This window comes from Haloferula helveola (assembly GCF_037076345.1).
Taxonomy (GTDB): Bacteria; Verrucomicrobiota; Verrucomicrobiia; order Verrucomicrobiales; family Akkermansiaceae; genus Haloferula; species Haloferula helveola.
The window spans coordinates 5114777-5127715 of record NZ_AP024702.1 but is presented as its reverse complement, the minus strand read 5'-3'; the positions used below and the strand labels follow the sequence as shown (position 1 = coordinate 5127715).

The window sequence follows — 12939 nt, the reverse complement described above, 5'->3', positions numbered from 1 at the left end:
GGACGGAGGGGAAAGCATGGCTGAGACGCTTTCGACATTTTCTCTGAAACCGGGTGATGCCGCTCCTGAATTCGAGCTTCCCGCGGCCGATGGGGCGCTCCAATCCCTCACCGGCGCGAGGGGAGAGAAGGGGACCTTGGTTTTCTTCGCCTGCAACCACTGCCCCTATGTCGTGATGCTTGCTGATGCGATCGCGAGCATTGCGAACGACTTGGCGGACAAGGGGATCGCGACCGTCGCGATCTCGTCCAACGACGTCGAGAACTACCCGCAGGACTCGCCGGAACTGATGGCGAGCTTTGCCAAGGAGCATGGCTGGGAATTCCCGTATCTCTACGACGAGTCTCAAGATGTCGCCAAAGCCTACGGTGCCGCCTGCACGCCTGACTTCTTCCTCTTCGACTCGGTCGGGAATCTCTACTACGCCGGTCAATTCGATGACTCCCGGCCGAAGAATGGCCGCCAACCCGACGGCGCGGATCTCATGGCAGCCGTCGCCGACATGCTGGCCGGGCGATCCGCTCCCGAGCGACAGCTGCCGAGCAGTGGCTGCAACATCAAGTGGAAGCCGGGCAACGAACCGGCCTACTTTGGCTGAAACCAGCCACTCAAGCTGACGATAGGCGGCTTCAGGCCCGGCGATTCCTCCCTTGCTAGCGGGAAATTCTCCCGCTAAACGGATCGCCATGCCGAACGGTTTGTCATCAATAGAGGGTTTTTTCGCCGCAATTCAGCTTTCTGCGGTCGACTGGGGAATCCTCATCGGCTTCTTCATCGTCGCGCTCGGCATCGGCGTCTGGTGCGCCAGAAGTGCCGGCAAGAACTCCGGTGAGTTCTTCCTCTCCGGACGCCACATGCCATGGTGGCTCCTCGGCTTCTCGATGGTCGCGACCACCTTCTCGACCGACACACCCAATTTCGTGACCAACGTCGTGCGCCTTCAGGGCGTCGCTGGCAACTGGAACTGGTGGGCCTTCCTCATTACCGGGATGCTGACGGTGTTCATTTACGCGAAACTCTGGCGCCGCTCGAATGCCCTCACTGATATCGAGTTCTATGAGCTTCGTTACTCTGGCAAGGAAGCGGCGTTCCTGCGTGGCTTCCGCGCCCTTTACCTTGGCGTCTTTTTCAACGTGATGATCATGGCCATGGTCACATTGGCCGCGATCAAGATCGGCGGGGTGATGCTCGGCTGGTCACCATGGCAATCGGTCGCCGTCGCCATGGTCGTGACGGTCGTCTTCTCTTCGCTCGGCGGTTTTCGCGGGGTTATCCTCACCGACTTTCTGCTGTTCATCATGGCCATGGTCGGGGCATTCGCCGCCGCCTACTATGCCGTTGGCCATGAATCCGTCGGGGGCCTCGGTGGTCTGATGTCGCACGTCGAGGTTCAGGACAAACTCGACATCATTCCGGAGTTCACCTTCGAAACCGACGCCTCCAAGGAGCTCCTCATCACCGCCTTCCTTATCCCGCTGGCGGTCCAGTGGTGGAGCGTTTGGTATCCCGGCGCGGAGCCCGGAGGTGGTGGCTATCTCGCCCAACGGATGCTTGCGGCAAAGAACGAGAACCATGCGATCGGCTCGGTGCTCTTCTTCCAGGTCGCGCACTACGCCCTGCGGCCCTGGCCATGGATCATCGTCGCGCTTGCCTCACTCGTCGTCTTCCCTTCGGACAAGGCTCCCGAACAACAGGCGGCCGCTGCCGCTCTTGACGCTCGGAGCGCTGATGTGGAAGCCGTCGTCGGAAAACCCCTGGAGTCCCTTGATGAGGCCCAGCTCGCGACGCTAGCCGAACTGAAGGAACTGAAGGCGACCGCCATGGGCTGCTCGTCGATTCTCAAGGCTTTCCCGAACACCGACTACAGCAAGATCGGCCACGACCTCGGCTACTCGGCCATGCTTTCTTTCCTGCCATCGGGTTGGCTCGGCTTGGTCCTGACCTCGCTGGTCGCGGCCTACATGAGCACGCTCTCGACCCACCTGAACTGGGGATCGTCCTACGTGGTGAACGACTTCTGGCAGCGCTTCGTCCGGCCGAAGGCGGGCGACTCCGAACTCGTGTGGGTCGGCCGCACCTCGACAGTCGTGATGATGGGACTGACCGCAGTCCTGGCGATGTATCTCCAGAGCGCGCTCGAAGCTTTCCAGATCCTGCTTCAGGTCGGTGCCGGAACCGGCCTTCTCTTCATTCTCCGCTGGTTCTGGTGGCGCATCAATCCGTGGAGCGAGATCGTCGCGATGGTGGTCTCCTTCGCGGTTGCCCTGTGGCTGGCGAAAAGCGATTTCGGTGCTGGGCTCGGCTACTGGAAGCTTCCCTTTGGCGTCGGCGTCACGACCGTCGCATGGCTGATCGCGACCTTCGTCACACCCGCATCGAGCCACGAACGGCTTCGGGCATTCGTCGAGTCGGTGAATCCGGGGGGTCCGGGCTGGAAAAAGGTGACCGACACCTGCACGGAGCGAGGTGAATCGCTGAACCTCCGCCACGCACCCGTCAATCTGCCCGCAGGCATTCTCGCCACCTTCCTCGGCACCGTACTGGTCTACGGATTCCTCTTCGGGGTAGGCTACGTGCTCTACGGCAATCTCGGACTCGGCATCGGCTTGGTCGTTCTCGCAGGCGCCGCCGGATTCGGGATCAAACTGCTGTGGCCGAAGATCCGCGAATCCGCTCCGGATCAATCCTGAGCCCTTCATTTACCACTTGAGCCATTGCGGGCATGCGGGTCCGGGCCCTAAGGTGGGCCCATGGACGCATTGATTCGGCATCTGGAAGAGGGCAAGGACCTCGACCCGCGCGAAATCCCGGTTGCAGCCTCGATGCTGCTCGACGAGTCGGTCGAGGACGACAAGAAGGCACAACTTCTCCAAGCGCTTTCGGCCAAGGGAGAGACGCCGGAGGAAATCGCGGGCTTCGTCGAGAGCTTCCTCGAACACGCGGTGGACCCGCATGTCGGTCTGGCAGAGATCGAGGGCCCGACCATCGACGTCTGCGGCACCGGTGGCGACAAGCTGGACCTCTTCAACGTTTCCACCACGGCGATGTTTCCCGTTGCTGCAGCCGGGGGAGTCGTCGTTAAACATGGCAACCGTGGCATCACTTCCAAAAGTGGAGGAGCGGATGTTCTCGAGGCTCTCGGAGTGCGAATCGATCTTCCGCCCGAAGGTTTCCGCCGTTGCCTCGAGAAGGCCGGTGTCGGCTTCCTCTTCGCGCCCGCCTACCATCCCGCGTTCAAGGCGATCGTGGGTGTCCGCAAACAGCTGGCCACAAAGGGCATCCGCACGATCTTCAACCTGATCGGTCCGTTGCTCAACCCGGCAAAACCCCAGTGCCAGCTGGTCGGGGTGTTCTCACGGGAACTCTGCCCGGCTTTCGCGGAAATCCTCCAACGGCTTGGCCGTGAAAGCGCGTGGGTCGTCCACGGCACGACCGGCGACGGCCGGTCGGTTGACGAGGTGAGCCTGCTTGGTTCGACCCGCGTTTGCAAATCCGGCAGCATGCAGGAACAGGTCGATGAGGAGATCCGCCCGCGGGATTTCGGGATGCATCATGCGGAAGTCCCGGAACTCCAGGGTGGAGATGCCGTGGCCAACGCGGCGATCCTTGAGAACATCCTTTGCGGCAAGGAGACCGGGCCGAAGCGCGACATGGTGCTTCTCAATGCCGGAGCGGCGATCGCTTGCTGCGGACTCGCGGATGATCTCGGGGACGGCATCGAGCTCGCCCGGACGGTCATCGATGACGGCTCCGCGCTGGACCGTCTGCGGGCACTCCAGGCAGCGGCGCGATAGGAACTCAGTCGCGGGCCCAATCGAGTGATCGACGCACGGCCTCGTTCCAGCGTTCGCGTAGTTCACGGGCGCGGTCGGTCGGCATTGATGGTTCGAAGGTCCGGTCGATTCGCTGCTGGCTCGACAGCTCTTCGGTCGACGACCAGAAGCCGACGGCCAGTCCGGCGAGGTAAGCCGCACCGAGAGCCGTCGTCTCGATGACCTTCGGCCGCAGCACCGGAATCTGGAGGAGGTCCGCCTGAAACTGCAGGAGCAGGGGATCCCGGGTCGCGCCGCCGTCCACTTTCAGCTCCGTGATCGGTGAGTCCGAGTCGGCGCTGATCGCATCGAACAGGTCGGCCGACTGAAACGCGATCGACTCGACCGCCGCCCGCGCGATGTGGGCCGCGGTCGTCCCACGAGTGATCCCGTGGATCGCTCCGCGAGCTCGCGAGTCCCAGTGCGGAGCGCCGAGTCCGGCAAACGCCGGGACAAAGACGACGTCGCCGCTGTCCTCAACCGATTCGGCAAGGGGAAGCACGTCACTCGACTCGGCGAGGATCCCGAGTCCGTCGCGGAGCCACTGGATCACCGCGCCTCCGACAAAGATGCTTCCTTCGCGGGCGTAGCGAATCGATCCGTCCCGCTGCCAAGCTACCGTCGTCAGGAGTTTCTCATGCGGCGCCGGAAGCTGATCTCCGAGGTTCATCAGCATGAAGCAACCGGTGCCGTAGGTGTTCTTGATCCCGCCTTGCTCGAAGCACTGCTGACCGAACAGCGCCGCATGCTGGTCACCTGCGAGAGCGGCGATCGGCAGTCCCGCACCGGGGAGACCGGAAGCCACCTCGGCGTGAACCCCGCCGGTAGAAACCACTTCCGGGAGAACTGCGGAAGGGATCCGGAGGTAGTCGAGAAGTTCCCGGTCCCAATCCAGCTTGCCGATATCGAACAACATCGTGCGCGATGCGTTGGAGACGTCGGTGATGTGGCGTTCACCCTTGGTCAGATTCCAGACGAGCCAGGTGTCAACCGTCCCGAAGGCCAACTCACCTCGCTCCGCGCGTTCCCGCGCACCGTCAACGTGATCTAGCAACCACGACAACTTGGTCCCGGAGAAGTAGGGATCCGGCACCAGGCCGGTCCTGCTCCTGACGACATCCTCCATGCCGTCCTCGCGCAGACGATCGATCATCGCCGCGGTGCGGCGATCCTGCCAAACAATCGCGTTGTGGATCGGCTCCCCGGTCGCCCGGTCCCACAGGACGGTGGTCTCGCGCTGGTTGGTAATACCTATGGCAGCCACCTCTTGCGGACCGGCCTCGCCGAGCACCTTCTCCATCGTCGCCAGTTGGCTCGCCCAGATCTCCCGAGGATCGTGCTCGACCCAGCCGGGACGGGGGAAGATCTGTGGGAACTCCTGCTGGGCGGAGCCGGTGATGTTGCCCTCCCGGTCAAAGAGAAGGGCACGGGAACTGGTGGTTCCCTGATCAAGGGAAAGAACAAACGAACTCATGGGCTTTCACCCACGAATGTGACCCTGCCACGGATCCGAGGCGAGGCAGATCGATCAGGCTCCGAGTAGCCAGAGCACCGGCTGCGGCCACACGCCCAAGACGATCACCGCGGAGGTCAGAGCAATGACGCAGACACGGCTGATGTAGGGCAACTCGACCGGACTCTCTTCTTCCGAGTCCTCCCACCACATCGAGCGGATCAGCTTGAAGTAGTAGTAGAAACCGGCGGCAGCGCCGATGAATGCGATCCCGACGCCCCACCACTGAGCGGCTTCGACCGCGAGCGAGAAGACGAAGAACTTCCCGAGGAATCCCGCGGTCAACGGAACCCCAGCAAGCGCCGCCATGATCACGGTCATGAGGATCGCGACCAGCGGATCACGCCGCCCGAGTCCCTTGAAGGCATCGAGTTCTTCCGAACCGCTGCGGATCCGGATCTGAGCCAGAACGAAGAATGCCGCCAGCGTCATCAGAAGGTAGGTCGCGAGGTAGAAGGAAACGGTCTCGCTTGAACCAAGCCCCTCAGCCTGCCCGGCCGGTTTCCACGCAGCCAGCGCGAGGACGAGAAAGCCGGCATGGGCGATCGAGGAATAGGCAAGCAGGCGTTTGAAGTTGGTTTGGGCGATCGCAGCGAGGTTGCCGAACAGCAGGGTCGCCACCGCCATGATCAGGAGCATCGCGGTCACCGAACCAGCCACCGGCGAGCCCTCGCCAAGGAAAGGCTCAAGGAAGCGGATCAAGAGCACGAATCCGGCCGCCTTGGAACCGACCGACAGGAAAGCGGTCGTTGGAGTCGGCGCGCCTTGGTAGACGTCGGGAATCCAGACCTGCATCGGCACGGCACCGATCTTGAAACCGAGGGCCACAAGGATCAGGCCAATCCCGAATAGCACGGGAACGGTGCTCTCGACTTCACCAATCTTCTCTCCGATGAGTTCGAGATTCATCGTGCCGAGCGTCCCGTAGATCCACGCGATGCCGTAAACGAGGAATCCGGTGCTCAGGGCACCGAGGATCAGATACTTCACACCCGCCTCCAGCGAACCGACATTGCGACGGAGGTAGGCAACAAGGATGTAGAAGGTGATCGTGACGAGTTCGAGCGCGACGAACGCACCCGCCAGATCCTTGGCCGAAGCCATCCACATCATTCCGGCGCAGGCGAAAACCGGCAGCGCGAAGTACTCGCCGGTGCCCGATTCGGTGGTCGGATGGTCCGTGAAGCGGGAAAGCACCGACCGGTAGTCGAGCGACATCAGGATCACCAGGATGGTGCAGACGATTGCGAAGCCCTTGTAGAAGCGGGCAACCGAATCGAAGGCGTAGAACTGCCAAAGCGGCCACTCGGCCCATCCCGCACCTTCACGAGCCTTGTCGGGACCGATCGCGAAGAAGCTGAAGACCAGAATGATGCCGAGTCCAAACGCGGCAAACACCCCGACGTGGCGCTTGCTGTGGGCCGGGCCGAATGCCTCGACCATAAGCAGAGCAATGCCGAGTGCGACGGTGAGGGCTTCGAGATAATAGGCGGGCATGGATGGGAGTGCCGGGTGATCGGGAGTCAGTGCGCGTGAGGCGTCACTTCAGAAAGGAAAGGAGCAGGTTCGGGTAGATGCCGACAACCAGCAGCGTCACGGCAAGCAGGAGGGCGGGGGCCCGGTCCCACAGCGTCAGGTCCGAGGCGCTCTCGGTCACCGAGACCTGAGGGCCTTGGAAGATCTTCCGGTAAGCGCGAAGCATGTAGATCGCACTGATCACGACGCCCCAGATGGCGAGGATGCAGGTGATCTGGACCGGACCGAGGCCTGCCGCGGGATCGTAGTTGGCGAAGGCGGAGATGAAGACCATCACCTCGCCGGCGAAGTTGGCGAGGCCCGGCAGACCGATGCTGGCCATACCGACGAGACCGAACAGGAAGGCCAGGGAAGGGGCCGCCTTGGCGAGGCCGCCGAGCTGGTCTAGATCGAGCGTGCCGGTGACGCGCTCGATCTTGTCCGCCAGCCCGAAGAGCATCGCGATTGAGATGCCGTGGGCGAACATCAGCAACACCGCGGCGGGCATCGCGTAGGCATTCGTTTCACCCGGCACTGCGGCGAGAGCCGCGATCGCGAGGAAGATGTAGCCCATGTGCATCACCGACGAGCTACCGAGCATCCCGTCGAGGCGCTTCTGGCTGATCGTCACGAAGCCGACCCACAGGATGTTTCCGAGCAGAAGAACACAGAGCGGCACGAGCCACGCGTTGACACCCTCGGGAAGGAGCGGCACCGCGAGACGAAGCAGCCCGTAGAGTCCGAACTTCTTGAGCACGCCCGCGTGGAGCATCGCGGTCGGAGCCGGGGCGCTGGCGTAGGCGGGAGCGGCCCACGAGTGAAAAGGAAAGAGCGAAACGAGGACTCCGAAGCCGACAAGCAGGAAGGCCGCGATGCCTTTCTGCGCAGCGGGATCGATCGCAAGCGTTCCGGCCGCAGCCAGATCGCGCATCTCGACCATGTCGAAGGTTCCGGCAACGGCGGCCAGCCACACGAGCCCGGCAAGCAGGACGAGGGAACCGAAGCCGAGATAGATGGTGATCTTCCATGCCGCCGCCTTGCGGTCACCGCGACCGAGCATACCGATCATCAGGAAGGTCGGGATCAGGGCGAGTTCGTGGAAGGCGTAGAAGAAGAACAGATCCGTCGCGACAAAGGCTCCGATCGCACCCGCGGCGATCAGAAGGGAAGAACCGTAGTAGAGCCGCTCACGGCCCTCGGGCGCCTTGCCGGTCAGGACGGCTGCGAACGCGACGATCACGGAGAGCAGCAGCATGATCACGCTCATGCCGTCCATGAAACCCAGGGATAGATGGAGCGACGGCCGCTCAAGCACCGGAAGATTCGTTTCCCAGAAACCCTTGTCCCAAGTGAGGGCGGCAATAACCCCGAGGACGAGGTTGGCGGCACAGGCGCCGATCGCGGTCAACCGGGCGTTGGTGCCGCTCAGGATGGCGACAAACGCGGCGATCGGAAGAAGAACGAGGAGCAGGAGCATGGCTTACTTCCAGAAAGTGGTGAAATAGATGACCAGGATGACGCCGATACCGAAGGCGAAGGCATAGGCCTGCAGGTTGCCGTTCTGGACCCGGCGGAAGAGCCCGCCGAACGACTCGGCGAGACGTGCCGAACCGCCGACGATCAGGCCGTTGATGACGAACTCATCGAAGAAGTGGACGATCGCCGCGCCACCGTTCTGCAGCCACTTGACCACGCCCTTGTCGTAGATCGTGTCGATGTAGAAGCGGTTGCGGAAGAGGGGGATGGAAAGCGGGTCCTTGTCCTTACCCGCGTAGAGAAGGAATCCCGGAACCACACCGGCAACCAGCGCCCCGAGCGAGATCCAGAACAGTTTGTTCATGTGGAACTCACCGGCATGCGCGGGCAAGGCCGGAGCAAAACCGTTGATCTCCTTGAAGCCGGCAATGACCGCGAGCACGGCAAGAATCACCAACGGGACAAACATCTTCGGTCCGACTTCCTTGGCGTGATCCGCATCGTCACTTCGGGTGGAACCGAGGAAGGTCACGACGAAGGCCCGGGTCATGTAGAATGGCGTCAGCACCGCAACCGCGACCGTCAGCCAGAACAACGGCGTCGACTTTTCGGCGGCGTGCAGGATGGCCTCCTTCGAGAAGAAGCCCGCCGTGAACGGCACGGCGATCAGCGCTGCCGTTCCGATGAGGAAGGTGAAACCGGTGATCGGCATTTTCTTGAGCAGGCCGCCCATCTTCCAGATGTCCTGCTGGTGGTGGCAGGCGTAGATGATCGCGCCGGAACCGAGGAACAGAAGCGCCTTGAACCAAGCGTGAGTGAAGAGGTGGAACATCCCGGCATCGCCGCTGACAAGACCGACCGCCATCACCATGTAGCCGAGCTGGGAAAGGGTCGAGTAGGCGAGGATGCGCTTGATGTCGTTCTGCTGGGTCGCCATCAGTGCCGCGCACAGCGAGGTAATGCCGCCGACCCATGCGATCACCGGACCGGCGAAGGTCTGCGCGAAAATTTCCTCACCCAGCGCGAGCTGGACCCGGAACAGCATGTAGACACCGGCCGCGACCATGGTGGCCGCGTGAATGAGGGCCGAAACCGGAGTCGGACCTTCCATGGCATCGGGAAGCCAGACATGCAGGGGCATCTGCGCCGACTTACCGACGGCACCGCAGAAGACGCACAGGATCGCCGCTCCCACCACACCTCCGAACAACCCCGGATGGTCGGCGTTGAACTTCGCAAGGCCTTCGGCCATCCCGTCGAAAACAAAGGTCCCGGTGATCCCGAAGACCATCAGGATCCCGATCATGAATCCGAAGTCGCCGATCCGGTTGACGATGAATGCCTTCTTGGCGGCGTCGGCCGCCGAGTCCTTCTGATACCAGTGACCGATCAGGAGATAGGAACTCAGACCCACCAGTTCCCAGAACATGAAGGTCATGATGAAGTTCCCGGCGAGGACGATGCCGGTCATCGAGAACATGAAGAGCGACAGGCCGGTGAAGTAGCGGGCCTTGGCCGCATCGTCGGCCATGTAGGCCAGCGAGAAGATGTGGACCAGCATGCCGATGCCGGTCACCACGATCATCATCCCGGTAGAGAGCTGGTCGAGCTTCAGCGAGATCTCGATCGGCGGAACCCCTTCGAGGGTGATCCACTTGAACGCTGCCGGAGCATCGGTCGAGCCGAGCAGGATCAGCGCGATGACGAAGGTCGCCACCACCGAACCGGTCGACAGCATCGACGCCAGAAACGCGTTGCGCTTCAGGTAAAGCTGGTTGGCCGCGGCGGCAAGCAGCGGGAGCAGAAGGAGGAGCCAGGCGAGCATCGGTGAAATCGAAAAGGATTCGCGGCGGGCGTCAGCCGCGCATGCTGGTCAGATCGTCGGTGTGGATCGTCTGCCGCGCCCGGTAGAGCGCGACAATGATGGCGAGTCCGACCGCGACCTCCGCGGCGGCGACGGTGATCACGAAGAACACCAGCATCTGCCCGTTGTAGTCGGGCAGCCCGTTGGAACCGTTGAAACGCGAAAAGGCCACCAGCGTCAGGTTGGCCGCGCTGAGCATCAGCTCGAGGCACATGAAGACCACGATGATGTTGCGGCGCAGGACCACACCGGCCAGACCGATCGCGAACAGCAATCCGGAGACGAGAAGGTAGGAATGCAGGCTGGCCATGGGATCAGGTCGTTTGGCGGCTCGAGAGAACGACGACGCCGACGGTCGCGACGAGCAACAGGACGCCGACGATCTGCAGCGGCAGGTTGTAGCCGGTGAAGATCACGTCGCCGACGAGATTGACGTCCGGCAGGCTGCCGGCCTCGAGCTTGGCGGCGATGCCGGGGCTTCTCTCGGTATATTCGGCGGCGCCGGCGGCCAGATCGAGAGGCTGTGACTTGGTGTCGGGCGTGTTTCCGAGCACACCCAGAAGCTGGATGGTGAAAGCCAGGACGATCCCGAGGCCCCCGACGATCGGCACGACTTTCGGCGTCCGCTTCTCCTCGGTCTTGAGATCAAGGAGCATGATGATGAACAGGAACAGCACCATGATCGCACCGGCGTAGACGAGGATCTGGATGATCCCGACGAAGTAGGCGTTGAGGCCGATGAAGAGGCCGGCGAGGCCGACGAACGAGGCGACCATCGAAAGCGCGGCCGCCACCGGGTTGCGCAGCGAGATCACGGCGAGCCCGCCGACGAGCATCAGCACCGCGAAGAACCAGAATAGGGCGAGGGGCATCGTGACAGGTTACTTGAGCTCGTTCCACTTGTTCACGAGGCCGACGCGCTTGCCGCCGATCTCGTACAGGCGCTCCTTGTCGTGCACCATCTGCTCCCGGCTCAGGCCGGTGATCGCGTAATCCTTGCGAAGGTAAATGGCCTGCTCGGGGCAGACTTCCTCGCACATGCCGCAGTAGATGCAGCGGATCATGTCGATCTCGAATTCCTTCGGCCGCTTCTCGACCTTCGCCCAAGGATCATCCGAGGGAATCTCGCCCGGCGTGATCTTGATCGCCTTGGGCGGGCAAATGAACTCGCAGAGCTGGCAGGAAACGCAGCGCTCGCGATCCTGCTCGTCGGTCACCAGCGCCGGAGCGCCACGGTAATACTCCGGCAGCTGGTCGTCCCACTTCTGCTCGGGATACTGCATGGTGGCACCGAGTCCGGACGACTTCAGCTCGTCGCTTCCGCGGGTCTTGCCACGCAGCGAGTCAAAGGCGTGCTTCATGGTGATCAGGAAACCCTTGAAGATGGCTCCCAGATACAGCTTCTCGCCGGCGGCGAGATCGGGGCGTTTGAGTTTAACGACTGCCATGAAATTCGATCAGTTCTGGCCGAGCAGGCCGCGGTTCGGCTGGGCCTTCGGTTCGGACACCTTGAGAACCCAGATGAGGGCACCGCTGACGACGGCCAACAGGACCGCACCGATGATGGTGGTGAGAATCCCGAGACTCGGGGCGGCAATGACCAGAGCAGCGATGAACACGTTGATCAGGGCGGCTTCGAAGAAGATCACCCAGCCAAGGCGCATGAGCTGGTCATATCGGAAACGGGGGACCGTCCAGCGGACGAGGATGAAGAACAGAATGAAGGCGACCAGCTTCGTCAGGAAGACCCCCATGTGCACCAGGCCTGAGAACCAGAGCCAGTTGCCTTCGCCGTCCATCAGGAGCTTCTCATCGAGCGTGAATCCGAGCGACCAGCCACCGAGGAACATCGTCACGATCAGCGCCGAGCCGATGACCATCGCGGCGTATTCACCCATGAAGAACATCGCGAACTTCATCGAGGAGTACTCGGTGTGGTAGCCACCCACGAGCTCGGTCTCGCACTCGGGGAGGTCGAAGGGCATGCGGTTGGTTTCCGCGAAGATCGAAATGGTAAAGATCAGGAAGGCGACCGTCGCCGGAATCCAGAAGATCCATGCCGAGAAGTCACCGCCGTTATTCCAAGGAGCCGAGTCGCCCCAGAGCGGCAGCAGCAGCCAGCCGTTCAACGCCTGGTGCTCGACGATGTTCGACAGGTTGAGTTCTCCGTACCAGAGCAGCACCGGGATGATCGAGAGGCCGAGCGAGATCTCGTAGGAGATCATCTGCGCCGTCGAGCGCACCCCGCCGACGAAGGGATACTTCGAGTTGGAGGACCAACCGGCCAGTGTGATGCCGTAGACGGCCAGGGAGGATACCGCGAAGACGAAGAGCGGACCGACATCAAGATCGGCGATCACCATCTTGTACTGCTCGCCGTTGATCGTGATCGGCGAACCGAAGGGAACCACGCAGACGGTAACCAGCGATGGAATGATCGTGAGCGCCGGGGCCATCCAGTAGAAGGCCTTGCGCACATGGACCGGCGTGAAGTCCTCCTTGAGGAAGAGCTTGATGCCGTCGGCCACAGGCTGGACCAACCCGAACAGCGAGAAGTCCTTCTTCGCTCCGAACAGGGTAAGCGGAATCCCGACACGGTTCGGTCCCACACGGTCCTGGATGATCGCCGAAAACCGTCGCTCGAAGTAGACGGAAATCGGAACCAAGGGTAGCACGACCATGAAGGTCAGGCCGATGACCTTGGCGAGGATGATGATGATATCGGTAAGCAGGTCCATGCGTTCGCGATGGGGAAGGGG

11 protein-coding genes are annotated in these 12939 nt (G+C 62.2%); 3 read left to right on the top strand and 8 right to left on the bottom strand.

What is annotated here, in order from left to right; all coding sequences use genetic code 11:
- The first annotated feature begins 16 nt into the window (after positions 1-16).
- The 3 genes from HAHE_RS19445 (at position 17) to trpD (ending at position 3794) form a co-directional block, all read left to right on the top strand.
- Positions 17-598 carry a thioredoxin family protein gene (locus HAHE_RS19445; RefSeq protein WP_338686832.1) on the top strand — a complete coding sequence of 194 codons (582 nt, stop codon included), beginning with the start codon at positions 17-19 and terminating at the stop codon, positions 596-598.
- 88 nt (positions 599-686) lie between these two features.
- Complete coding sequence (locus tag HAHE_RS19440) at positions 687-2690, top strand: sodium:solute symporter family protein (RefSeq protein ID WP_338686831.1); 2004 nt, start codon at positions 687-689, stop codon at positions 2688-2690.
- Positions 2691-2750: 60 nt separating this feature from the next.
- Positions 2751-3794 (top strand): anthranilate phosphoribosyltransferase, encoded by a 1044-nt coding sequence (trpD, locus tag HAHE_RS19435; protein ID WP_338686830.1) that lies wholly within the window; start codon positions 2751-2753, stop codon positions 3792-3794.
- Between the two features lie 4 nt (positions 3795-3798).
- Here trpD and glpK read toward each other — a convergent pair whose 3' ends face one another.
- Genes glpK through HAHE_RS19395 form a run of 8 tightly spaced genes read right to left on the bottom strand, consistent with a single transcriptional unit; the run spans position 3799 to position 12918 of the window.
- A complete protein-coding gene (gene glpK, locus HAHE_RS19430) occupies positions 3799-5286 on the bottom strand; it encodes a glycerol kinase GlpK (RefSeq protein ID WP_338686828.1) in 1488 nt (495 codons plus the stop codon).
- 54 nt (positions 5287-5340) lie between these two features.
- Positions 5341-6822, bottom strand: a complete 1482-nt coding sequence (locus tag HAHE_RS19425) for an NADH-quinone oxidoreductase subunit N (RefSeq protein WP_338686826.1) — start codon at positions 6820-6822, stop codon at positions 5341-5343.
- A 43-nt stretch (positions 6823-6865) separates the two neighbouring features.
- Positions 6866-8317: an NADH-quinone oxidoreductase subunit M gene (locus tag HAHE_RS19420; RefSeq protein ID WP_338686824.1), complete on the bottom strand. Its 1452-nt coding sequence runs from the start codon at positions 8315-8317 to the stop codon at positions 6866-6868.
- Positions 8318-8320: 3 nt separating this feature from the next.
- Positions 8321-10141 (bottom strand): NADH-quinone oxidoreductase subunit L, encoded by a 1821-nt coding sequence (gene nuoL / locus HAHE_RS19415; protein ID WP_338686822.1) that lies wholly within the window; start codon positions 10139-10141, stop codon positions 8321-8323.
- A gap of 31 nt (positions 10142-10172) precedes the next feature.
- On the bottom strand, positions 10173-10490 hold the full coding sequence (nuoK, locus tag HAHE_RS19410) for an NADH-quinone oxidoreductase subunit NuoK (protein WP_338686820.1): 318 nt from the start codon (positions 10488-10490) through the stop codon (positions 10173-10175).
- Between the two features lie 4 nt (positions 10491-10494).
- Entirely contained in the window at positions 10495-11052 is a 558-nt protein-coding gene (locus HAHE_RS19405) for an NADH-quinone oxidoreductase subunit J (RefSeq protein ID WP_338686819.1), read from the bottom strand.
- A 9-nt stretch (positions 11053-11061) separates the two neighbouring features.
- Positions 11062-11628, bottom strand: coding sequence for an NADH-quinone oxidoreductase subunit I (locus HAHE_RS19400; protein WP_338686818.1), 567 nt, complete (start codon positions 11626-11628; stop codon positions 11062-11064).
- Positions 11629-11637: 9 nt separating this feature from the next.
- Entirely contained in the window at positions 11638-12918 is a 1281-nt protein-coding gene (locus tag HAHE_RS19395; RefSeq protein WP_338686817.1) for a complex I subunit 1 family protein, read from the bottom strand.
- Positions 12919-12939 lie beyond the last annotated feature (21 nt).